This is a genomic window from Cobetia sp. PDI-12MA (assembly GCF_059507695.1).
The window spans coordinates 973,119-994,212 of record NZ_CM183351.1 but is presented as its reverse complement, the minus strand read 5'-3'; the positions used below and the strand labels follow the sequence as shown (position 1 = coordinate 994,212).

Genomic DNA, 21,094 nt, shown 5'->3' with positions numbered 1-21,094 from the left:
CGACATTGCCCCATCCTCAGGAGGCCAGGGAATGAGCGAACAACGACCCAAGCGCCAGGCACGGCGCACCCTGCCAGCACGCAAGCGCATTGCGCTGGTGGCGCACGATGGCAAGAAGGATGAAATACTGGCGTGGGCCAATCGCTGGCGCGATGAGCTGTCCCGTCACCAGCTGCTGGGCACGGGCACGACTGCCCGCCGCATCAGCAAGGAGCTGGGCCTCGAGGTCGAGGGCCTGCTGAGCGGCCCGCTGGGCGGTGATCAGCAGATCGGCGCGCGTATCGCCGAAGGCAATCTGGACCTGCTGGTCTTCCTGTGGGACCCCTTCGCGCCGATGCCGCACGATCCTGACGTCAAGGCGCTGCTGCGCCTGGCGGCATTGTGGAACGTGCCGGTCGCCAGCAATGCGGCCAGCGCGGACTTCCTCTTCCACTCGAAGTTGATCTCCGAGGAAGTCGAAGTGGCCGTGCCGGACGCCAATGACTGGGTCAGCACCCGCGCCTGAATGACGCTGGCTGTCGCCCCATGAAAACGCCGCCTGCTCGCAAGAGAGGCGGCGTTTTCATGGCCAGATGTTGTAATCAAACTACCTTTTGCGCAGACGGGCGGTATTGCCTGCGCGACATGTGGCGAAATTTCGCCTTCCTGGCGTCGCCCTCCTCTCTCTTCAATATCTCTCTATTCGCCTACCCTTCTATTCGTCTATTCCTCTGTGCGGCGACACTTTTCGAGAGATGCGGCTCAACCCATGACAGCAGCCCACGACATCTGCTCAAGAGGTCAGCTCAAGCTGACTGGCGATGACCGCACCGCGCGACGCCATGCAGTAAAGCCCGATGTGATGACTGTCTGCCTGGGGATGCGTCGCCGTATCGGGAAGCCCGAGCTGTTCAACCACTTGGGCCGGTAGGTCGTAGGTGGCACAGCCGGGCTCCAGCACCATGATGTCACGCACCTTGCCCAGCAGGCCGTGATTGCGCGCCGACAGCAACGTCAATACCAGGTCCATCACGCAGATATCGGTGCAGATGCCTACCACGACCAGGGTTTCCAGCCCTTCGTCGCTCACCCAATCCTGCAGCGCATTGACCTGGGTATGGGGATCAATCGCGCCGACATAGCCATTGATGCAGTCCTTGCGCACCAGCGTGGCCTGCGGCTCCTCCTCCAGCCAGGCAAGTTCCGCCACCAGCTCATCCTCGCCGCTGCCCTGCTCACAATGGGCGGGATAAGGCGGCTCCGGCTTGCCCGGCGCGTGGGAATCGATGAAGGCCAGTATGGGGCGTCTGCGCTCACTGAAGGTCCGCGCCAGCGTATCACTGAGTGCGATCATCCTGCTGACCTGAGCATTGGTCGCCTGAGGCGCCAGAGCGCCTCCTGCGACCTGACAGAAGCCATTGATCTCATCGACGATGATCAGCCCGGCCGTCGACAGCGAGACCAGCACCACGGCCGGCCGCACCGGCAGGCGGGCATCAAGTTCACCGGGGGTGATCCACTCGGCGGGAGTGGCAGGAATGCGTTGCACCACGCAGGACGCCGCGACATTGGATGAAGCCACGGCGCCCTGCGTCTCTGATATAGAGGATGCTGAGGATACGGAGGGAGCGGATGAGCGCTGGTCGGAAGACACCATGCAAAGGCCTCTGATGACGAATGGCCTTCAGCATAACGGAACTCAGGGCCGAGCGGCGACCCTCACCCGGTAGGCTCGCTGGCCCCGGACAGCATGGCGTTGCCCTGCCCTTCATCCACCGTGGTCTCACAGGAAAAGCACTGGCCGCGCACCCGTGCGTGATCACGCCTCAGTACCGCGAATTGCGCGACTCGCCCGGGATCATCCTCGATGCGCTGCGCGAGGCACACAAGCCCCGGGCGGCGCGCCAGTGATGGCGGCGCGATGGCCAGCGTATCGCTGCGACCTTCTGCCATGTCCAGTGCATCCGCCATGTGCAGACACTCCACCCGCTCGACCTCCGGCAGGTTCTGCTGCAGCCAGGCATCGCACTCTTCAAACAGGGCCTCACGCGCCACGATACGCCTCACTGCTGACGGTGAAGCCCCGGGCGGCCCCAGCAGACTGAGACTGATGGCACGGAAGACGCGCCGCTCGACGCAGATGCCCGTCCAGAATGCCAGCGCCTGATGCGTGGTGCGCACCGGACGCTGATGCCCACGCGACCAGGGCACCACGGCGGTATCGATCTCGCCTTCCGCCAGCGCCCTGATGACTTCGTCGATGCCTGCGTAAGCCTTGAGCTGGGCGTCGTTGGCATAGAGCTTGAGCGCGCACTCGCGCGAGTACCCCCCAAGGTGCCCGGGATAGCCCACGCGCAAACCATCGGGAGCCGGGATCACGCCCTGCGGCGAGATATCGCCGTGGACTTCGCTAGCTGTCACCTTCATACCAGCCCCTCATGCCAATGTCTGAACAAACCTCATCCTGACAACAGCATAGCCGCAAACATGGGCGGTGTTAGGCAAAACCCACCTCAGCGACCTCAGGCAAAGCCGCCATTGGCACCGATGACCTGGCCACTCACCCAGCCGGCATCTTCACTGGCAAGCCAGGCCACCACGGCTGCGACATCCTGCGGGTCCGCAATGCGCCCCAGCGCCGCCATGCCCTTGAGGCGCTCGATGGTCTCTTCACTCTTGCCATGACGAAACAGGCCGGTGTCCGTCGGGCCCGGCGCCACGGCATTGACCGTGATGCCTCGCTCGCCGACTTCCTTCGCCAGCACCCGCGTCAGCTGGTCCACTGCGGCCTTGGAAGCCGCATAGGGGCCATAGGTCGCGAACATCTGCCGCGTCACCGAAGTGGACATGTTGATCACGCGCCCGCCATCACGCAGATGCCGCGCCGCCTCACGCATCAGATTGAAGGAACCGGTCAGATTGGCCTGCATCAGGTTGGCGAAGTCGTCATCCGTGAAATCGGCGATGGGCTTGTAGATGCTCATGCCGGCATTGTTGACCAGGATGTCCACCCCGCCGTACACGCGCTGGGCTTCGGTGAACAATTGTGCCGCGTCGTTGCTGACACCGACATCGGCCTGAACGGCGACCGCCTTGCCGCCCCGCGACTCGATATCCGTCACGACCTGCAAGGCACCATCACTGTCGCTGCGATAGTTGACGATGACGTGAGCGCCGTCCGCCGCCAGGCGCTGCGCGATCCCGGCGCCGATCCCGCGTGAAGCCCCACTGACTACCGCCACCTTGCCGCTCAACCGCTGTGCATTCTCCGACATGGCTATCTCCTCTTTCATCATGGGCGATCGACCTCAAGGGCCATCAATAATGAGCGCCTTGCGAGTGTCAGTCAGACACTATCATTGCAGCAAGCGAGTGCCGCCGATACCCCTGCAACGCGGGGTGTCGGATGAACGAAAAACCGCCACCCCGGGCATGCCGGTGGTGGCGGTTGTTTACAGCGGCCGCCTGCCTCAGGCTTCGCCGTTGGCCTGACGCTCGAAGGTATCGGCGCGCAGGATCTCGATCCAGTAGCCATCGGGGTCCTTCACGAAGGCCAGACCCTTCATCTTGCCATCGTCGGGGCGCTTGACGAACTCGACGCCCAGCGACTCGAAACGCTCGGCAGCCGCGTAGACATCCGGCACGCTGACCCCGATATGGCCGAAGCCCTGCGGCTGGGCGTTGCCGTCATGGTAGGCAAAGTCCGGGTCATTCTCGGTGCCCCAGTTATGGGTCAGCTCCAGCATCGCCTCACGCCCGAAGGTGTAGGTGGTGCGCTTCAGATCATCACTGGGCACTTCACTGGCCTGGTCGTCATCCAGATAGGCGAGGAAATAGAGGCTGAACTGCATTTCCGGGAAGTCGAGCTTGCGCACCAGACGCATGCCCAGCACGCGGGTGTAGAAATCCAGGCTGCGCTCGGGGTCCTTGATGCGCAACATGGTCTGGTTGAAGACGTAGCCACGGGTGGCCGGGTCGATCTGCTCACTCAGGCCGGGGACCTGCTCGAAATGTGTTGTCATGTTGGTCCTTGCAAAGGAAAGGACGGCAGAGCCTCGAAGGTGCCCGGCCGCCCTTGGTGATCGTATAGCTGTCAGATGGTGACGGCGGCCAGATATTGCAACCTCGCCGCCGCTGGCATCACGCGATCTCGATCAGCACTTCCCCCGGCGTGACACGATCGCCACGCGCGACATGAATGGCCTTGACGGTACCGTCGACACGCGCGGCGATCTCGGTCTCCATCTTCATCGCCTCACTGATCAGCACCGACTGGCCCGCGGTGACGCTGTCACCGACCGCGACCAGCACCTCGACGATGTTTCCCGGCATCGCGGTGGTGACATGGCCCGGCGCCGAGGCGCTGGCACGTCCGCCGCTCTGGCCGCCCGCCACGTAATCGTCCTTGGCCTCGAACACCACCTCTTCCGGCATGCCGTCCAGGGTCAGATAGACGTGACGCTTGCTGCCTTTGGCGCCGCCGACGCCGGTGATCTGCACCGCGTAGGACTCGCCGTGCACGTCGATGACGAATTCGGTCGGCACGCCAGAGGTCACCGGGCGCTCCGCCTCGCCCTGGGGGATGATTTCCGGTGTGAGCGTGCCGGCGCGGCGCTCGTTGAGGAAGTCACGTCCCAGCTCCGGGAACATGGCGAAGGTCAGCACGTCCTCGGGGGACTCGGCCAGCTCGCCCAGCTCCTCGGTGAGACGCGTCATCTCCGGGGAGAGCAGGTCGGCCGGGCGCCCGACTTCCACCGGCGCATTACCGATGGCACGCGAGCGGACCTCTTCGTTGACCGGTGCCGGCGCCTGACCATAGCCGCCCTGCAGATAACGCTTCACCTCGTTGGTGATGCTCTTGTAGCGCTCGCCGGTCAGCACGTTGAGTACCGCCTGGGTGCCGACGATCTGCGAGGTCGGGGTAACCAGCGGCGGATAGCCGAGATCGGCACGCACACGCGGGATCTCATCGAAGACCTCGCGGATGCGCTCCAGGGCGTTCTGCTCCTTCAGCTGGCTGGCCAGGTTGGACATCATGCCGCCGGGGATCTGACTGATCTGGACCGAGACATCCTCGCGGGTGAATTCGCTCTCGAAGGCTGAGTACTTGCTGCGCACCTCGTGGAAGTAATCACCGATCTCACGCAGCGACTCCAGCTCAAGGCCGGTATCCCATTGGGTGCCGCGCAGCGAGGCCACGAAGGATTCGGTGGCCGGATGGCTGGTGCCGCCGGCGAAGGCCGAGATGCAGGTGTCGATGTGACGACAGCCCGCCTCGACAGCCTTGATCTGGCACTGCGGCGCCAGGCCCGCCGTGGCGTGGCTGTGCAGGTGGATCGGCACCTCGACCGCCTCGACCAGCGCGCTGACCAGATCATAGGTGGCGTACGGCGTCAGCAGGCCGGCCATGTCCTTGATGGCGATGGAGTCGGCCCCCATCGCGACCAGCTTGCGCGCCTGCTCGACATACATTTCCAGCGTATGCACCGGGCTCACGGTGTAGCAGATGGTGCCCTGGGCGTGCTTGCCGGCTTTCTTGACCGCGCGCATGGCGGTTTCCATGTTGCGCAGGTCATTCAAGGCATCGAAGACTCGGAAGATATCGATGCCACCTGCCGCAGCGCGCTCGACGAAGGCCTCCACCACATCATCGGCGTAGTGACGATAGCCGAGCAGGTTCTGGCCGCGCAGCAGCATCTGCAGCGGGGTATTGGGCATGGCTTCCTTGAGCGCCTTCAGACGCGCCCAGGGGTCTTCCTTCAAAAAACGCACACAGGCATCGAAGGTCGCGCCGCCCCACACTTCGAGACTGTAGAAGCCGGCCTGATCGAGACGCGCGGCGATCGGCAGCATGTCCTCGGTGCGCATGCGGGTCGCGATCAACGACTGGTGGCCGTCGCGCAGCACGACTTCGGTGACCTTGACGCGATCAAAGTGATCGATGGCGCTGGTGTTGGGAGTTGCAGCTGTCATGTCTGGGGTCCTTCTAATTGTTGGCTACGTGAACCGGGTGAAGATCAGGGAAGATTCACGGCATCAGGAGCATCAGGTGTGCATCAGAGTCCGGCGTGGGCCGCGATGGCCGCCGCGATCGCCAGCGCCGTCTGTTCCGGCAGGCGCTTGACCGAGTACTGGGTCAATTCCGGGTGGGCGGCCACGAAGCCGGTATCGAAGTGTGCGTTGCGGAAATCAGGGTGCTTGAGGATTTCCTGATAGTAAGGCGCCGTGGTCTTGACGCCCTGCAGACGCATGTCATTGAGGGCACGTGAGCCACGATTGATGACCTCTTCCCAGGTCAGCCCCCACACGATGAGCTTCAGACACATGGAATCGAAATACGGCGGGATGGTGTAGCCGGTATAGATCGCGGTATCGGTACGCACGCCAGGCCCGCCCGGCGCGTAGTAGCGAGTGATGCGCCCGAAACTTGGCAGGAAGTCGTTCTTGGGGTCCTCGGCATTGATGCGGAACTGGATCGCATAGCCGTGATGGCGAATGTCTTCCTGACGGAAGGCCAGCTTGTGGCCCCAGGCGATGCGGATCTGCTCGCGCACGATGTCCACGCCGGTGATGGCCTCGCTGATGGTGTGCTCCACCTGCACGCGAGTGTTCATCTCCATGAAGTAGATCTCGTTGCCCTTGACCAGAAACTCCACGGTACCGGCGTTGCGATAGCCGACGGCGCGGGCGGCACGTACTGCCATCTCGCCGACGTAGGAGCGCTGCTCCGGTGTCAGCTGCGGACTGGGGGCGATCTCGATCAGCTTCTGGTTGCGACGCTGGATGGAGCAGTCACGCTCGAACAGATGAATCACGTTGTCGTGATTGTCAGCGAGGATCTGCACCTCGATATGCAGCGGGTCGACCACGCAGCGCTCGAGGAACACATCGGCACTGCCGAAGGCCTTGGTGGCTTCCGAGATCACGCGCCCCCAGGCCTGCTCGAGCTGATGAGCATCATCACAACGCCGGATACCGCGTCCCCCACCGCCTGAGGTAGCCTTGAGCATGACGGGGTAGCCGACCTGCTCGGCGACACTCAGCGCCTCCTCGACATCGGCCAGATTGCCGGCCGAGCCCGGTGTCACCGGCACGCCGGCCGCCTTCATGGCATCGCGGGCCTGTGTCTTGTCGCCCATGCGAGCGATGACACTGCTGGCCGGCCCTACGAAGGCGATTCCCGCCGCTTCACAGATGGCCGCGAATTCGGCGTTCTCCGACAGGAATCCATAGCCCGGATGGATGGCGTCACAGCCGGTCTCGCGCGCGAGATCGACCAGGCGGCGGGCATCCAGATAGCCGGCCAGCGGGTCTTCGCCGATGAAATGCGCTTCATCGGCGCGTTTGACGTGCAAGGAGAAACGGTCAGGTTCGGTGTAGACAGCGACTGAGCGGATGTCCATCTCGGCACAGGCGCGTACAATGCGCACTGCGATTTCCCCTCGGTTGGCAATCAGCAACTTGCGAAACATGGTGACTCTCCCGGACGTGACGCGTGATCTTGTTGTGGTGCTCTGGTCGTGCGCTTGTCATTGACCGCCAGACGCGACAACGGCGCTGACAGACACGAGGTAGCATGCGTTCCACGCTACCCAGCGAGAGACCAATAGAAAAGTTGATATTTTTTTGCCAATCTATAAGTAAAACCTTATGACTGGGTGTGTCATGTCGCGTCCAAACTTGTTGAATCGCTTAACTTTCAGACAGTTACAGGTGTTCCAAGCGGTTCATCGCCAGCAGTCCTACTCCCGTGCGGCCGAGCAACTTGGCCTGACGCAACCCGCCGTCAGTGCCCAGATTCGTCAATTGGAGCAGGCACTCGAGCAATCGCTGTTCAAATATGCCGGCAAGACGCTGCATATCCTGCCGGCGGCTGACGCCCTGGCAAACTCGGTGCAGTCGATCTTCGGCGAGGTCTCGAGCCTGCAGATGGAGCTGTCGGAGATCGCCGGCACCATCCGCGGCGAGCTCAACCTGGCGGCCGTGTCCACCGCACAGTACGTGGTGCCGCATATTCTGGCGCGCTTTCGGGCGCGGTATCCGGAAGTGTCGGTGCGCCTGCGCGTCTGCAATCGCGGTCAAGCGCTCGAGCGCCTCGCCGAGCGGCGCGATGATCTCGTGATCATGGGCATGGTGCCGGATGACGCCAATCTGGCCTTCATGCCGATTCTCGACAACGAGCTGATCCCCGTCGTCTGGCCCGGTCATCCGCTGCTGGATGTCAAGGGCATCACCCTGGAAGACCTCGCGCAGTACTACATGCTGATGCGTGAACCCGGTTCGGGCACGCGCACCGCCTTCGAGGAGTTCGCCGCACGCGAGCGTGTCTCGCTGCGTCATACGCTGGAGTTGGGCTCCAATGAGGCCATCAAGCAAGGCGTGATGGCGCACCTGGGCGTGGCGATCCTGCCGCGACTGTCGGTTCAGCTCGAGCTGGCCTCAGGCCTGCTGGCCTCCCCCTCGCTGCCGGGCTTCCCGCTCAGGCGCAGCTGGTGCACCGTCTATCCCAAGGACCGCTACCCCACGCCGGTCACCGAGCTGTTCCTGCGCTTCGTGCGCGAGCTGCTGCCGGAGCTCAATGCTCACTTCAGCGCGCCGATGGAGCCCATCCCCGGGCACAGCGTGGCCTGCCTGCCGCTGGCAACCGAGCAATGAACATAGCGTCCTGATGGCGCAGGCCACATGAAAAAACCGCCATGGAGACAAGCTCCATGGCGGTTTTTTCGTTCAGACAACTGACGGCATGTCAGCAGTGCGACTTACTTCACTTCCACACCGTGCGCCTGCTTGTCGGCGTGGTAGGAAGAGCGCACCAGCGGGCCGGAGGCGACATGCGAGAAGCCCATCTCGCGCGCCTTCTGGCCGAGCCAATCGAAGGTGTCCGGGTGCACCCAGCGGTCGATGGGTAGGTGGTTGCGCGACGGCTGCATGTACTGACCCAGGGTCAGCATGTCGACACCGTGGTTGCGCAGGTCCTGCATGACTTCGAGCACCTGCTCGTCAGTCTCGCCGACCCCCAGCATCAGACCGGACTTGGTCTTCACTTCCGGACGACGCTCCTTGTAGCCCTTGAGCAGATCAAGTGACCACTGGTAGTCGGCGCCCGGACGCACGCGACGGTAAAGGCTCGGCACGGTTTCCAGGTTGTGGTTGAAGACGTCCGGCGGCGTCTGCTCGAGCACATCCAGCGCGACCTGCATGCGACCACGGAAGTCAGGCACCAGCACTTCGATCTCGGTGCCGTCGCACTTCTCGCGGATCTCGCGGATACACTCGGCGATGTGGTTGGAGCCACCATCGCGCAGGTCATCACGGTCGACGGAGGTCACGACGACGTAATTCAGGCGCATCTCGGCGATGGCTTCGGCCAGCTCGCGCGGCTCGTCGGCGTTCAATGCGTTGGGACGACCGTGCGCCACATCACAGAACGGGCAACGACGGGTGCAGATATCCCCCATGATCATGAAGGTGGCGGTACCGCCGCTGAAGCACTCACCCAGGTTCGGGCAGGAGGCTTCCTCACAGACCGTATGCAGACCGTGCTTGCGCAGCGTCTGCTTGATGCGGGTGACTTCCGGCGAGGCCGGCATGCGCACACGCAGCCAGTCCGGCTTCTTGGGCAAGGTCTCGGTGGGAATCACCTTGACCGGAATGCGGGCAACCTTCTCGGCGCCGCGCAGCTTCACGCCACGCTCCTTACGGGCAGGAGCAGCGGAGGGAGCGGGCTTCGTGGTAGCGATGGTCTCGGTCATCAGTTCTGTCCTGCTGTTCGAGAAATGTCAGCCAGTGCCGCGGGCAGGCCGCTCACCGGAGTCAGGGTCACATCGCCCAGGCTTGCGCCCAGACAACGCACCAGGCGGTCACGCTCGCTGGCGAGATCCACCGGTGCGCGAACGAGATCGCGCAGCTGGGTCATCGCCATGCCGGCATAGCCGCAGGGATTGATGCGCCCGAAGGGCGCGAGGTCCATGTCCAGATTGATCGCCACGCCGTGGAAGCTGCAACCACGCCGGATGCGCAGTCCCAGCGAGGCGATCTTGGCCTCTTCCATCGAACGACGCGGGTCATCACCACGCTGCGCCGCCTTCTTCACATAGACGCCTGGCGCGTCCGGACGCGGATAGGCCTCGATGCCATGCTCGGCCATCGCTGCCACTACCGTTTCTTCCAGCGCCGTCACCAGCTGGCGAACGCCGATGCCGCCTCGCTTGACGTTGAGCAGCGGGTAGAGCACCAGCTGGCCGGGCCCATGATAGGTCACCTGGCCGCCACGGTCGGTCTGCACCACCGGAATGTCGCCCGGCATCAACAGATGCTCCGGCTTGCCCGCCTGGCCCTGGGTAAAGACCGGCGGGTGCTCCACCACCCACAGCTCGTCCGGCGCATCGGCCGCACGCGTATCGGTGAAGTGGCGCATGGCCGACCACACCTCATCATAGGCCTTGAGGCCGAGGTGGTAGACGTGAATCGTGTTCATGCATGCGCTCCTGTCATCAAGGCGCAAGACAAGGAAATCCAGCGTTTCATGCCTGGATCACAGCACCATGTGGATGCGACCGGTGGCCTTGAGGTCACGGTGCAGCGCATCCAGCTGATCGGTACCGGTGGCACGGATCACCACTCGGATGCTGCGGTAGTTGCCGTTCTTGCTGTCCTGCCAGGTGATGGCTGTCGCATCGAAGCCCGGCGCATGCACTTCCAGGATATTGCAGACCACCTCGACGAGATCTTCTGCGGCGGTGCCGACGATCTTGAGGGAGAAATCACACGGGAATTCAATCATCGGGGGCGTCTGCCCACCAGCTGTTGGCGTCTTGGCCATGGGGATAGCCCTTCAGGTAACTCTATTTCCGACCATTCTACTCAACAAAGGGCGATCCGTCAGCCGGATCGCCCTTTGTTGAGTACACGACCGCGATATTCAGGGGCGCGCGCCTGGCACCGCCAGCACGCGCGTCCCACTGCCATCACTGAATCATGCCTTCGGCTGCGTCACGTCACACAGCCAAGAACTGACTCAGTTGAACAGGCCGTGGAAGAACAGCATCAGGGCATCCCACAGACGCTTGAACAGGCCGCCCTGCTCCACCGGTTCCAGTGCGACCAGCGGTTCTTCGGCCAGCACCTTGTCGTCCAGCTTGATCTGCAGGGTACCGTACTGCTCGCCGGCCTGGACCGGAGCCTTGATGGTGTCCTTGAGATCAAGACGCGCGGTCAGCTTGTCAGCCTGGCCACTCGGTACGGTCAGGAAGACGTCCTGAGCCATGCCCAGACGCACCTGGTCCTTCTCGCCACCCCAGACACGCGCCTGATTGAGCACCGCGCCCTTGTCATAGAGCTTCTTGCTCTCGAAGTAGCGGAAGCCATAGGTCAGAAGCTTCTGGGATTCCTGCGCACGCGCCTCTTCGGACTTGGTGCCCATCACGACACTGATCAGGCGAGTATCTTCCTTCCTGGCGGATGCCACCAGGCAGTAGCCGGCTTCTTCGGTGTGGCCGGTCTTCAGGCCATCGACATCCTTGTCACGCCACAGCAGCTTGTTGCGGTTCGGCTGCTTGATACCATTCCAGGTGAAGTACTTCTGGGAGTAGATCTCGTAGTGATCCGGGTAGTCCTTGATGATGCGGCGCGCCAGAATCGCCAGGTCGTGGGCCGTGGAGTAATGCTCCGCGTGCGGAAGGCCAGTGGCGTTCATGTAGTGGGTGTTCTTCATGCCCAGACGCTTGGCGTGCTGGTTCATCAGGTCGGCGAAGGAACCTTCGCTGCCGCCGATGCGCTCGGCCAGCGCGACGCTGGCGTCGTTGCCGGACTGGATGATGACACCGTGAAGCAGGTCATCGACGGTAACGCTGGTGCCTTCGCGGATGAACATGCGCGAGCCGCCCGTCTTCCAGGCATTGACGCTGATGCGGACCTTCTCGTCCGGGCTCAGCTTGCCGTCGTCCATCTCGCTCTCGACCAGGTAGGCCGTCATCATCTTGGTCAGGCTGGCCGGCGGCAGGCGCTTGTCGGCGTTGTGCTCGACCAGGATGCGCCCGGAATTGGCGTCCATCAGGATCCAGGAAGACGCCGCCAGCTGCGGCGCCGCCGGAATCAGGGTATCCGTCTCGATGGCATGGGCCGGGGTGGCGGCAACGCCTGCGAACAGCGCAATGCCGCTGGCCGCCATCAGCGCGGAGAATCGACGCCGAAGAGGAAGAAGTCGGGCTTTCAGGGACATGTTGGAATCTCTTTGACACTCATGCATAAGCCGAGGCTTGCGCCTCGGCCATGTTGCGCCTCTTCACGAAGCGCATGATGGATGAAAACGGGCCTGCGGCCCTTATCGCTCTGCCGTGACGCTGAAGGCCCCGGCATAGCCAGCATCGGCCAGCGCCGACTTGAGCGATTCAATACGGACACTGTCTTCCAGCGGACCGACCTGAACCTTGTAGAGGTCGCCGCTACCCAGCACGCGAGTCGGTCGCCCCAGACGGGAGCTGACACTGGCACGAATGCTGTCGGCCTTGCTCAGATCACTGACCGCCGCGACCTGCAGGAAGGTGGCTTCCCCGCTCGCCACTGAGGGCGTGCTGCTCGGCGCAGCAGAGGCTACCACGGGCTTGGCGGCAACGCTCGCGCCGGAAGCGCTCGAGGCCACGGAACCGCCGGTTGCCTCCATCGCGTCAAGTCCGGCAATGCCCTGTTCGCGGCGTACCGCCTGGCTGCGCGCCAGCAGACGCTCGGACTCTGCCGTGCCCTGGGTCGGGCTCGGGCCCGGCTTCCAGGTCGTGGCATCGAGGGTCTCGACACGCACGTGCCCAGTGCCATGACCCAGCATGTCCAGGCGCCACGCCGCGCTGTAGGACAGATCGATCAGACGATCTTCATGGAAGGGGCCACGGTCGTTGACCTTGACGATGACCTGCTTGCCGTTGTCCAGATTGGTGACACGCGCATAGGTCGGCAATGGCAGCGACTTGTGAGCCGCCGTCATGGTGTACATGTCATAGATCTCGCCACTGGCGGTGGCGTAGCCATGAAACTTCTTGCCATACCAGGAAGCAGTGCCCTCGGCCACGTAACCGCGCGGGTCATCCATCACGCGATAGGTCTTGCCCCATACCTCATACTCGCTGCGATTGCCGCTGCGGGTATAGGGTTCGACACGTGGTACCTCATCGGGCACCGCCGAGACATCCGGCGCATCATCGGGATAGGCATCGCTGTCCAACTCGTAGCGGCTGTTCTTGCCCGCCTTCTTGCCGGTGCTCGCCGAGGCACCATCACTGACCTGGGTGCCGCCCCCACTGCTGGCACAGCCAGCCAGCAGGGCAAGCGCGAGGGTCAGCGGTAGCGCGCGTGACCAGCTCATCCCGCACCTCCGTCCTCGAGACGACGCTTGATCGCACGGGAGAGCTCATCCACGGCCATCGCGTACATGTGACTGTGGTTGTAGCGCGTGATGACGTAGAAGTTGTCGTAGCCGACGGCGTAGCGGTAGCCCTGTTTCAGGTCCAGCGCCAACGGGATCACCTGGGTATTGCCGGCCACGTCGTCTGCCACCTGGACGCCGGCCGCCTCGAGCGCGGAAACGCTCATGTACGGCTTTTTCGTCTTGTTGAAGGTGACGGAGGACGGTGGCGTCCCGGGGCCGTCCGCGGCGCTGACCACCGGCGCACCGGCCTTCCAGCCATGACGCGCGAAGTAGTTGCCGACGCTGCCGATGGCATCGACCGGGTTATGCCACAGATCACGCACGCCATCGCCATCGAAATCGACCGCATAGGCCTGATAGCTGGTCGGGATGAACTGCGGATAGCCCATCGCACCGGCGTAGGAGCCCTTGATGGAGAGCGGGTCGATGCCCTGCTCTATCGTCAGCTGCAGGAAGGCTGCCAGCTCGCCACGGAAGAACTTGCCGCGACGCGGGTGATCGAAGGCCAGCGTGGACAGTGAATCGATCACGCGGTGAGTCCCGGTGTGCTTGCCGAAGAAGGTCTCGACACCGATGATGGCGGCGATGACTTCCGGCGGCACACCATACTCGGCCTGGGCACGATCGAAGGTCTCACGATGCTCGGCGATGAACTTCACACCGGCTTCGATGCGCGATTGCTTCATGAAGATGGCGCGGTACTGGTCCCAGCGCAGATGACCTTCCGCCGGACGCGACATGGCATCCAGAACTTTCTGGCTGTAATCGGCCTGATTCATCAGCTCGGTCACACGATCGCGATCCAGCCCCTTGGCCACCAGCTCGTCGACCAGCCTGGCCGTTTCCGGGTGAGTCGCCGGGGCGAAGCCATCAGGCGCCGCCTTGGCCACGCCTGACATTCCCAGCAGCGGTGCCACCATCACCAGGGCTGCGCCCCAGTGCTTGAGACGTTGCCCACACGCATTGATCACCGTCATCGACTCTCTCCTTGCCTGTCTGCGAGCTTGGGCTCGCGAATGTCCTTGCCACTCGGCAACTGGCCGTCACGTCATCGCGACAATAGGCGCCGGTGGGTATGAATGCTCATGAGAATACCGAAGCCTGCCAGCAAGGTCACGCTGGAGGTCCCACCATAACTGACCAGCGGCAACGGGACGCCAACGACCGGCAAGATACCCGATACCATGCCGATGTTGACGAAGACGTAGACGAAGAACGTCAGGATGATCGCGCCCCCCGTCAGCCGTGCAAAACTGTCCTGGCCATTGTTGGACATCACCAGCCCGCGCAGCACGATCAGCACATAGAGCCCCAGGAAGAAACTCATGCCGATCAGCCCGAACTCCTCCCCGATGACCGCGACGATGAAGTCGGTATGGCGCTCCGGCAGAAACTCGAGCTGGGACTGGGTCCCCAGGGTATAGCCCTTGCCGAAGATGCCGCCCGAGCCGATGGCCGTCTTGGACTGGATGATGTTCCAGCCCGCGCCAAGCGGGTCAGACTCCGGATTGAGGAATGTCAGCACACGGCGGCGTTGATAGTCGTGCATCACCATCCACAGAAGCGGCAATGCCGAGGCGATCAAGGCACCGAAGAAGGCGATCAGCTTCCAGGAAAGCCCCGCCAGCAGGATCACGAATACCCCCGCCGCAGCAACCAGCAACGAGGTGCCGAGGTCCGGCTGGCGCGCGATCAGCAGCACCGGCGCGACGATGATCACGGCGCAGATGACCAGATCTCGCCAGCGTGGAGGCAACGGGCGCTGCCCGAGCCAGCAGGCCACCATCATCGGCATCGCCAGCTTCATCAGCTCAGAGGGCTGAAAACGCACCACCCCTGGGATGACCAGCCAGCGCTGGGCGCCCATGCCGACATCCCCCAGCACCTCCACCGCCACCAGCATCAGGAAGCCAGCGCCATAGGCGACCGGCGCCCAACGGTAAAGCGTCGCGGGTGACAACTGGGCGAGCCCGATCATGATCACCAGCGCCAGCGCCTGGCGTGAGGCCTGGCGCAGCGTGAAATCGATATCCTGACCGCTGGCGCTATAGAGCACGATCAGCCCGCAGCCGAGCACGGCCAACAGCAGCAGCAGCAGCCAGGGGTCGAGGTGGATACGCTCCCATAGACTGGTGCGGCGGCGATGACTGAGATCCCCACCTACACCACGCATCGAGCGCTGATAATCAGTCGGCATCGTTCTCTCCTTGCTCACCCTCGCCCGCCGGTGCCTCCGGCGGTGCCAGAGCGGCAGCCAGCGTGAGCGCCGCCTCACGCGCTTCGGGGTCAATGCGCGGCAACAGCCAGTAATCGGTGACGGCCCGTGCCATCGGACCCGCCACGGAGCTGCCGCCCTGGCCGTTCTCGATCACCACGGAGACGGCTATCTCCGGGTGCTCGACCGGCGCAAAGGCGGCGAACAGGGCGTGGTCACGCAGACGCTCCGCGAGCTCCTTGCCGTTGTATTTCTGGTCCTGCCCGAGGGTGAAGACCTGGGCGGTACCGGACTTGCCGGCCATGCGGTACTTGAGACCGGGCCCGACATACTTGCGCGCCGTGCCTTCTCGCCCGCTGACCACGTCCTCGAGCGCGGCGATGACATCGTCCCACCACGCCGGATTGTCCAGCACCACATCCGGTTTTTCCTCGCTTCTGGGCAGCAATACCGTCTCGTCGCCGATGCGCTTGGCCAGGTGAGGCGTCACGTGCCTGCCGCGATTGGCCAGCACGGCCTCCGCCGAGGCGAGCTGCAACGGTGTGGCAAGCCAGTAGCCCTGACCGATACCGATGGAGATGGTCTCGCCGGGGTACCAGGGCTTGTCGTAGCGATTGCGCTTCCATTCCTTGGACGGCATCAGACCGGGCAGCGCGCCCTGCACGTCCAGCGCCGTCTGCTCACCGAAACCGAACTTGTGCATGTACTCGCTAATGCGGTCGATCCCCAGGCGATAGGCAACGTTGTAGAAGAAGGTGTCATTGGAGACCGCGATGCCACGCCGCATGTTGACGCGCCCATGCCCCCAGCGCAGCCAGTTGCGGTACTTGTGGCTGTCATTGGGCAGCTGGAAATAGCCGGGATCGTAGAAGGAAGTGCTGGTGGTGATGACACCGTTCTCCAGCCCCGCCAGCGACATGAAGGGCTTCACGGTCGAGGCCGGCGGGTACTGGCCGCGAATGGCACGGTTGAACAGCGGCAGGTCGATATCATTCTGCAGCGCGCGATAACTCTTGACGCTGATGCCGGTGACGAACTCATTGGAGTTGAAGCCCGGCACGGAGGCCATCGCCAGGATGTCACCCGTCTCGGGCTCGATGGCCACGATGGCACCACGCCGCCCCTTGAGCAGCCGATAGGCGAGATCCTGCAGGCCGCGGTCGATGGTCAGCGTCAGGTCCTTGCCCGGCACCGGGTCGATCCGCGACAGCTCACGCAGCACGCGACCCCGCGCATTGGTTTCCACCTTGCGCAGGCCGGCCTGGCCGTGCAGCTCCTCTTCATAGAAGCGCTCGATACCGGTCTTGCCGATGAAGTGGGTGCCCGAATAGTTGCCCTTGTCGAGAGTCTTGAGCTCGGCCTGATTGATGCGCCCCACGTACCCCAGGGTATGCGACAGCGGCTTGGCGTCCGGGTAGTAGCGCAGCAGCTGCGCCTCGACCTCGACGCCGGGCAGGCGATAGCGATTGACGGCCAGACGCGCTATCTGCTCCTGGCTCAATTCACTCATCAACAGGGCAGGCTGATAGGGACGTTGACGCTGACGCGAGCGTTCCTTGAAGTCTTCGACCTCATCGGGTGGCAGATCGAGAATCTCGACCAGGCGTTCAAGCGTCGTCTCGAGATCACCGGCGCGTTCGCGCACGATGGTGAGATTGTAGTTGGGGCGGTTTTCGGCGAGCAGCTGACCATTGCGGTCATAGATCAAGCCACGCGTAGGCGGCAAGGGCTCGACACGCACGCGGTTCTTGTCCGAGCGCGTCGTATAGATGTCGTGTTCCACGACCTGCAGGAAGAGCAGCCGCGCCAGCAGACATCCGGCCAGCACCAGCACGAGGCCGGCAGCCACGATGCTGCGAAGGCGAAAGATCCGCACTTCCTGTTGAGGATTCTTTATCGTCGCCCGGCGTTGGCGCATGGCGGGTCTCGCAACCAGTGTCGTGTCGCAAGCGGCAGGCGCTTACCGGTGATAGGGGTGCCCGACCAGCAATGTCCAGGCGCGGTAAAGCTGTTCCGCCAGCACGATGCGCACCAGAGGGTGCGGCAGCGTCAGTGCCGAGAGCGACCAGCGCTGATCGGCACGTGCCAGCAGACGTGGGTCGAGCCCATCCGGGCCACCGATGAGGATGGCCACGTCTCGCCCTCCCAGCCGCCAATCATCGGCATGCTGGGCAAGCTGCTCGGTGCTCCAAGCCTTACCTAGGACATCAAGGGCGACAACATGTTCATTTCCCTTGAGTTTTTCAAGCATCCGATCGCCTTCACTGGCCATGGCACGGGCGATGTCCGCATTCTTGCCGCGATTGCCGGGCGCCAGTTCGATGAACTCAAGCGAAAAATCCCGCGGCATGCGCTTGAGATATTCCCGGCTACCCTTCTCCACCCAGTCCGGCATCTTCTGCCCGACCGCCAAAACTCGGATCTTCATGTCCTGTCCCGTGCTGTGTCAGAACGACCGGCGAACCCGCAGTCCTTCCATCGGATACTCCCTGCCCGCGACATCGCGACCGGCAAGGACGTAACGCGCGGTTGGCGTGCCCCGACGAGCAACCCGTCGGGTCAGGCTGGCAGGATCAGTGGCTCTGCTCGTACTCTTCACGCGTTTCGCGGGGCAGATCGCTCCACAGACGCTCGAGGTCGTACAGGGCACGGGTTTCGGCCAGCATGACGTGGACGACGACATCGCCCAGATCCAGCAGCACCCAGTCGGAGCCGTTGTCGCCTTCACAGCCCAACGGCTTGAAGCCGGCTTCTTTCACGGTGACCTGCACGTTGTTGGCCAGCGCGGAGATATGGCGGCTGGACGTACCGGTCGCGATCACCATCACATCGGTGACGCTGGTCAGCTTGGAGACATTGATCTCGCTGATTTCCTGGGCCTTGAGTTCTTCAAGGGCGTCGACAACCAGGTTTTTAAGAGCTTCGGTCTGCATGATTCCTCGGGAGTTTGTTCGGCAGGGGGCGCATTCTACCCGTTGGCGATGCGCGCGCCTATGGGCATCGTCATTTACTCGCCAAAGGGGCGCCACGCACGGCGATGCGGGATCGCGGCAGTGACGCCCCTCTCATGATGCCACGCTCGCACGCGACAGGACGTTCAGAGCCACAACGCTCAGCTCGATGATGGGCTCAGCTCGATGACGGACAGTAGAGGCCATGCGCCTCGATATGACGGATCACCGCTTCCGGCAGCAGGTAGCGCACGCTGTCACCCAGCGCGAGACGCTCGCGCACGAAGGTGGCGCTGATGGCCATGCGTGTCGGCAGCGACAGGCGCAACAGGTGGCCACCCGGGCGCGCCATCAAGGCCGCCACCGAGTCGACCTCGCGCCCCTGGATCAACGCTTCGAGCGCCCGGGGCAGCGGTGCATCATGGTCCGGCCGCTCGATCACCACCACATGGGCGTCATCGAACAGACGATCGGCGGCATGCCACTCCCCGAGCTTGAGGAAGGCGTCATGGCCGATGGCCATCACCAGCCGCGCCTGCGGGCCGTATTCGGCGCGTAGACTGGCCAGGGTGTCGGCACTGTAGGAAGGCCCATCGCGCAGCAGCTCACGCCCATCCGCCTTGAGGCCTGGCTCTGCCTCTATCGCGGCTTCCAGCATCGCCAGCCGCTGGTCACTGCTGACGCCGGGCGCGGCGCGATGCGGCGGCTGATGCGAAGGCACCAGCAGCACATGGTCCAGCCCCAACGCTTCGCGCAGCTCGATGGCACTGCGCAGATGGCCGTGATGGATGGGATCGAAGGTACCACCGAGCATGGCGACACGCGGTACCGGGCCGAGGCAGCCCTCGAAGCCCGGCTCCGCTGATGCATCAGTCCTTGAGCGCGAGTCATGTGACGACTCGGTGCCGTGATGCACGGCCTCACGCTCCTGCGCGAGACCATCAGCGTTCAAGGGACGCTGGGTGTCCTCCAGCGCCTCGGGCGACAGGGCCTTCTCGTTCGTCAAGGTCTGCTCGGGCGTGACCTGATCATCGGCGGGTGAGACCTGATCCTTCACTGGCGAATCTGCCCATCACCGAACACGATGTACTTGCGGGTCGTCAGGCCCTCAAGCCCGACCGGGCCACGCGCATGCAGCTTGTCGGTGGAGATGCCGATCTCGGCACCCAGGCCATATTCGAAGCCATCGGCGAAGCGGGTGGAGGCGTTGACCATCACCGAGCTGGAATCGACCTCCGCCATGAAGCGGCGCGCCAGCGCATAGTTCTCGGTGATGATGGCCTCGGTGTGCCCGGAGCTGTGACGCTCGATATGCGCCATCGCCTCGTCGACGCCATCCACGACGCGAACCGCCAGAATCGGCGCGAGATATTCGGTATCCCAGTCTTCTGCATTGGCAGCCACGGCCTGCGGCAGCACTTCGCAAGTACGCTCGCAACCGCGAATCTCGACCTCATGTGCCGCCAGACGCTCGGCGATACGCGGCAGGACCTCGGCGGCAACCGGCGCATCGACCAGCAGGGTCTCCATGGTGTTGCAGGTGCCATAGCGATGGGTCTTGGCGTTCTCGGCGATCCGGACCGCCATCGCCAGGTCTGCCGTGGCATCGATATAGACGTGGCAGATGCCATCGAGGTGCTTGATGACTGGCACGCGTGCATCACGCGAGATACGCGAGATGAGGCTCTTGCCACCGCGCGGGATGATCACATCGACGAATTCCGGCATCGCGATCAGCTCGCCGACCGCGGCGCGGTCCGTGGTGGCGACGACCTGCACTGCCGTGGCCGGCAGCTCGGAGAGCACCAACGCCTCGCTGATGATCTCGCTCAACGCACGGTTGCTGGACGCGGCCTCGGAGCCACCGCGCAGAATGCAGGCATTGCCGGACTTCAGGCACAGGCTGGCTGCCTCGATGGTCACATTGGGGCGTGACTCGAAGATGATGCCGATAACGCCCAGCGGCACGCGCATGTGACCGACCTGAATGCCGCTCGGACGCGAGCGCAGGCCATCGACCTCGCCGACCGGGTCCGGCAGCGCCGCGACCTGCTCGAGCCCTTCGATCATGCCGTCGATACGCGCAGGCGTCAGCGCAAGACGATCGACCATCGCCTCCGAGAGCCCATTGGCGCGTGCACGCGTCAGGTCCTCGGCATTGGCCTCTGCCAGTGCCTCGCGACGCTCATCGATCAGACGCGCCATGGTCTGCAGAGCACGATTCTTGATGCCGCTGTCGACGCGACGCATCACGACGCTTGCCGCGCGCGCTGCGTGCCCCAGACGATTCATGTACGCCACGACGTCCGTGGTGTCGTGCTTGCCCTGCTCACTCATGTGCCTAATCTCGCTGGTTGTCAGTGTCCACGTACTCATTCCATCATCGCCCGGGCCCCGCGAGGGCATTCCCCTGAGAAGCCCTGACATGAAGACCTGATGTGAAAGCCTGAGAGGCGTAGACACTTTTGTCACTCGCCGTTTGGGGTATGCTGCCATTATTGCAGACGACGTTGCATGATCGGAGCACCGTCG

At 63.5% G+C, this 21,094-nt stretch carries 20 protein-coding genes; 2 read left to right on the top strand and 18 right to left on the bottom strand.

Annotated features, from left to right (window positions below; all coding sequences use genetic code 11):
* Positions 1–31 precede the first annotated feature (31 nt).
* Positions 32–505: a methylglyoxal synthase gene (locus AC5WNI_RS04285; RefSeq protein WP_175088231.1), complete on the top strand. Its 474-nt coding sequence runs from the start codon at positions 32–34 to the stop codon at positions 503–505.
* A 267-nt stretch (positions 506–772) separates the two neighbouring features.
* Here AC5WNI_RS04285 and AC5WNI_RS04280 read toward each other — a convergent pair whose 3' ends face one another.
* The 6 genes from AC5WNI_RS04280 to AC5WNI_RS04255 all read right to left on the bottom strand — a co-directional run bounded on the left by AC5WNI_RS04280 (position 773) and on the right by AC5WNI_RS04255 (position 7,451).
* On the bottom strand, positions 773–1,561 hold the full coding sequence (locus AC5WNI_RS04280; protein ID WP_495928789.1) for an isochorismatase family protein: 789 nt from the start codon (positions 1,559–1,561) through the stop codon (positions 773–775).
* Positions 1,562–1,698: 137 nt separating this feature from the next.
* Positions 1,699–2,406 carry a prephenate dehydratase domain-containing protein gene (locus AC5WNI_RS04275; RefSeq protein WP_175088233.1) on the bottom strand — a complete coding sequence of 236 codons (708 nt, stop codon included), beginning with the start codon at positions 2,404–2,406 and terminating at the stop codon, positions 1,699–1,701.
* Between the two features lie 95 nt (positions 2,407–2,501).
* A complete protein-coding gene (locus AC5WNI_RS04270; RefSeq protein ID WP_175088234.1) occupies positions 2,502–3,254 on the bottom strand; it encodes an SDR family oxidoreductase in 753 nt (250 codons plus the stop codon).
* A 195-nt stretch (positions 3,255–3,449) separates the two neighbouring features.
* Positions 3,450–4,001: a lactoylglutathione lyase gene (gene gloA / locus AC5WNI_RS04265; protein ID WP_175088235.1), complete on the bottom strand. Its 552-nt coding sequence runs from the start codon at positions 3,999–4,001 to the stop codon at positions 3,450–3,452.
* 118 nt (positions 4,002–4,119) lie between these two features.
* Positions 4,120–5,952, bottom strand: a complete 1,833-nt coding sequence (gene oadA / locus AC5WNI_RS04260) for a sodium-extruding oxaloacetate decarboxylase subunit alpha (protein ID WP_175088236.1) — start codon at positions 5,950–5,952, stop codon at positions 4,120–4,122.
* An 83-nt stretch (positions 5,953–6,035) separates the two neighbouring features.
* Positions 6,036–7,451 (bottom strand): acetyl-CoA carboxylase biotin carboxylase subunit, encoded by a 1,416-nt coding sequence (locus AC5WNI_RS04255; RefSeq protein ID WP_043331944.1) that lies wholly within the window; start codon positions 7,449–7,451, stop codon positions 6,036–6,038.
* A gap of 193 nt (positions 7,452–7,644) precedes the next feature.
* On the opposite strand from AC5WNI_RS04255, the gene AC5WNI_RS04250 reads away from it, so the two are divergent.
* The gene (locus AC5WNI_RS04250; RefSeq protein WP_495928787.1) at positions 7,645–8,634 is read left to right on the top strand and encodes a LysR family transcriptional regulator; all 990 of its coding nucleotides are present in this window, start codon (positions 7,645–7,647) and stop codon (positions 8,632–8,634) included.
* A gap of 104 nt (positions 8,635–8,738) precedes the next feature.
* Here AC5WNI_RS04250 and lipA read toward each other — a convergent pair whose 3' ends face one another.
* The 12 genes from lipA to AC5WNI_RS04190 form a co-directional block, all read right to left on the bottom strand.
* The gene (gene lipA, locus AC5WNI_RS04245) at positions 8,739–9,731 is read right to left on the bottom strand and encodes a lipoyl synthase (RefSeq protein ID WP_052384342.1); all 993 of its coding nucleotides are present in this window, start codon (positions 9,729–9,731) and stop codon (positions 8,739–8,741) included.
* Complete coding sequence (lipB, locus tag AC5WNI_RS04240; RefSeq protein WP_175088237.1) at positions 9,731–10,456, bottom strand: lipoyl(octanoyl) transferase LipB; 726 nt, start codon at positions 10,454–10,456, stop codon at positions 9,731–9,733. Before lipB ends, lipA begins: the two co-directional genes overlap by 1 nt.
* Positions 10,457–10,513: 57 nt before the next feature.
* A complete protein-coding gene (locus AC5WNI_RS04235; protein ID WP_495928785.1) occupies positions 10,514–10,801 on the bottom strand; it encodes an HP0495 family protein in 288 nt (95 codons plus the stop codon).
* A gap of 195 nt (positions 10,802–10,996) precedes the next feature.
* Positions 10,997–12,199, bottom strand: a complete 1,203-nt coding sequence (locus tag AC5WNI_RS04230) for a D-alanyl-D-alanine carboxypeptidase family protein (RefSeq protein ID WP_254626941.1) — start codon at positions 12,197–12,199, stop codon at positions 10,997–10,999.
* A gap of 102 nt (positions 12,200–12,301) precedes the next feature.
* Positions 12,302–13,333, bottom strand: a complete 1,032-nt coding sequence (locus AC5WNI_RS04225; protein WP_285460154.1) for a septal ring lytic transglycosylase RlpA family protein — start codon at positions 13,331–13,333, stop codon at positions 12,302–12,304.
* Positions 13,330–14,373, bottom strand: coding sequence for a lytic murein transglycosylase B (gene mltB / locus AC5WNI_RS04220; protein ID WP_495928783.1), 1,044 nt, complete (start codon positions 14,371–14,373; stop codon positions 13,330–13,332). The genes AC5WNI_RS04225 and mltB overlap by 4 nt, the downstream gene beginning before the upstream one ends.
* A 71-nt stretch (positions 14,374–14,444) precedes the next feature.
* Positions 14,445–15,593 (bottom strand): rod shape-determining protein RodA, encoded by a 1,149-nt coding sequence (gene rodA, locus AC5WNI_RS04215; RefSeq protein WP_175088240.1) that lies wholly within the window; start codon positions 15,591–15,593, stop codon positions 14,445–14,447.
* A complete protein-coding gene (gene mrdA, locus AC5WNI_RS04210) occupies positions 15,583–17,529 on the bottom strand; it encodes a penicillin-binding protein 2 (protein ID WP_175088241.1) in 1,947 nt (648 codons plus the stop codon). The genes rodA and mrdA overlap by 11 nt, the downstream gene beginning before the upstream one ends.
* 42 nt (positions 17,530–17,571) lie before the next feature.
* Complete coding sequence (gene rlmH, locus AC5WNI_RS04205; RefSeq protein ID WP_043331959.1) at positions 17,572–18,039, bottom strand: 23S rRNA (pseudouridine(1915)-N(3))-methyltransferase RlmH; 468 nt, start codon at positions 18,037–18,039, stop codon at positions 17,572–17,574.
* 145 nt (positions 18,040–18,184) lie between these two features.
* Complete coding sequence (gene rsfS / locus AC5WNI_RS04200; RefSeq protein WP_495928780.1) at positions 18,185–18,544, bottom strand: ribosome silencing factor; 360 nt, start codon at positions 18,542–18,544, stop codon at positions 18,185–18,187.
* Between the two features lie 196 nt (positions 18,545–18,740).
* Positions 18,741–19,376: a nicotinate-nucleotide adenylyltransferase gene (gene nadD, locus AC5WNI_RS04195; protein ID WP_175088380.1), complete on the bottom strand. Its 636-nt coding sequence runs from the start codon at positions 19,374–19,376 to the stop codon at positions 18,741–18,743.
* Between the two features lie 239 nt (positions 19,377–19,615).
* Positions 19,616–20,899, bottom strand: a complete 1,284-nt coding sequence (locus tag AC5WNI_RS04190; RefSeq protein ID WP_175088243.1) for a glutamate-5-semialdehyde dehydrogenase — start codon at positions 20,897–20,899, stop codon at positions 19,616–19,618.
* Between the last annotated feature and the right edge of the window lie 195 nt (positions 20,900–21,094).

Excerpts from the sequence above, each read along its gene's own strand:
- AC5WNI_RS04235 (WP_495928785.1), bottom strand. The coding sequence starts at position 10,801 with ATGGCCAAGACGCCAACAGCTGGTGGGCAGACGCCCCCGATGATTGAA.
- AC5WNI_RS04190 (WP_175088243.1), bottom strand. The coding sequence starts at position 20,899 with ATGAGTGAGCAGGGCAAGCACGACACCACGGACGTCGTGGCGTACATG.
- AC5WNI_RS04255 (WP_043331944.1), bottom strand. The coding sequence starts at position 7,451 with ATGTTTCGCAAGTTGCTGATTGCCAACCGAGGGGAAATCGCAGTGCGC.
- AC5WNI_RS04230 (WP_254626941.1), bottom strand. The coding sequence starts at position 12,199 with ATGTCCCTGAAAGCCCGACTTCTTCCTCTTCGGCGTCGATTCTCCGCG.
- mrdA (WP_175088241.1), bottom strand. The coding sequence starts at position 17,529 with ATGCGCCAACGCCGGGCGACGATAAAGAATCCTCAACAGGAAGTGCGG.
- rsfS (WP_495928780.1), bottom strand. The coding sequence starts at position 18,544 with ATGCAGACCGAAGCTCTTAAAAACCTGGTTGTCGACGCCCTTGAAGAA.
- AC5WNI_RS04275 (WP_175088233.1), bottom strand. The coding sequence starts at position 2,406 with ATGAAGGTGACAGCTAGCGAAGTCCACGGCGATATCTCGCCGCAGGGC.
- mltB (WP_495928783.1), bottom strand. The coding sequence starts at position 14,373 with ATGACGGTGATCAATGCGTGTGGGCAACGTCTCAAGCACTGGGGCGCA.
- gloA (WP_175088235.1), bottom strand. The coding sequence starts at position 4,001 with ATGACAACACATTTCGAGCAGGTCCCCGGCCTGAGTGAGCAGATCGAC.
- AC5WNI_RS04270 (WP_175088234.1), bottom strand. The coding sequence starts at position 3,254 with ATGTCGGAGAATGCACAGCGGTTGAGCGGCAAGGTGGCGGTAGTCAGT.
- rodA (WP_175088240.1), bottom strand. The coding sequence starts at position 15,593 with ATGCCGACTGATTATCAGCGCTCGATGCGTGGTGTAGGTGGGGATCTC.
- AC5WNI_RS04225 (WP_285460154.1), bottom strand. The coding sequence starts at position 13,333 with ATGAGCTGGTCACGCGCGCTACCGCTGACCCTCGCGCTTGCCCTGCTG.
- AC5WNI_RS04285 (WP_175088231.1), top strand. The coding sequence starts at position 32 with ATGAGCGAACAACGACCCAAGCGCCAGGCACGGCGCACCCTGCCAGCA.
- rlmH (WP_043331959.1), bottom strand. The coding sequence starts at position 18,039 with ATGAAGATCCGAGTTTTGGCGGTCGGGCAGAAGATGCCGGACTGGGTG.
- nadD (WP_175088380.1), bottom strand. The coding sequence starts at position 19,376 with ATGCTCGGTGGTACCTTCGATCCCATCCATCACGGCCATCTGCGCAGT.
- lipB (WP_175088237.1), bottom strand. The coding sequence starts at position 10,456 with ATGAACACGATTCACGTCTACCACCTCGGCCTCAAGGCCTATGATGAG.
- lipA (WP_052384342.1), bottom strand. The coding sequence starts at position 9,731 with ATGACCGAGACCATCGCTACCACGAAGCCCGCTCCCTCCGCTGCTCCT.
- AC5WNI_RS04250 (WP_495928787.1), top strand. The coding sequence starts at position 7,645 with ATGTCGCGTCCAAACTTGTTGAATCGCTTAACTTTCAGACAGTTACAG.
- oadA (WP_175088236.1), bottom strand. The coding sequence starts at position 5,952 with ATGACAGCTGCAACTCCCAACACCAGCGCCATCGATCACTTTGATCGC.